Annotated in this window: 1 protein-coding gene; it reads right to left on the bottom strand. The window is 76.8% G+C overall.

The features are described 5' to 3' along the window. Window positions 1–129: 129 nt before the first annotated feature. A partial coding sequence (locus ABFX46_RS43365) for a universal stress protein (RefSeq protein ID WP_346050478.1) occupies window positions 130–538 on the bottom strand: 409 nt, incomplete at its 5' end.

Genomic DNA, 538 nt, shown 5'->3' with positions numbered 1-538 from the left:
CGATCTCGGCGAACGGGGTCTGTTCGGTCACCGTCACGACGCTCGTGGTCATGACGTCCTGGACGGTCCGGCGCTTCATGGTCTCCTCCTGGGGGGTTCTCGCGCGGGCTTGCGCAGGCTCACGGGGGCTCACGGGGCCTCGGGCGCGGTGGAGTGGTCGGCGCAGATCACGATCGGGCAGCGTGCGCGCTCGCGCACGACCGGGACGGTGTCCCCGCCGAGCGGGTTTCCGTGCTCGGAGTGCACGCGGGCGCCGATGACCAGGAGCTCGGCGTGCTCGGCCGCCCGGGCGAGTGCCTCGCCGGGGGCGCCGCGGACGACGCGGAGCCGGGTGTTCAGGTGCTGGGCGCGCGGGATGGAGCCGGCGACCAGGCGGCGCAGCCGCGACCACTCGCGTGCGGTGCGCACGAGCCGGGGCGGCGCCGCCGCACCGTCGGTCTCCAGCACGCGGACGACGTCGAGCCGCGCGCGGCGCTCGAGCGCCTCGCGGGCGGCGCGGTGCAGCGCGGCGAGGGAGTTGGGGGAGCCGTCCACCCCG

The sequence above is a fragment of the Actinomadura chokoriensis genome (genome assembly GCF_039529475.1).
Classification (GTDB): Bacteria; Actinomycetota; Actinomycetes; order Streptosporangiales; family Streptosporangiaceae; genus Spirillospora; species Spirillospora bangladeshensis.
This window is presented reverse-complemented; position numbering and strand designations above follow the sequence as displayed.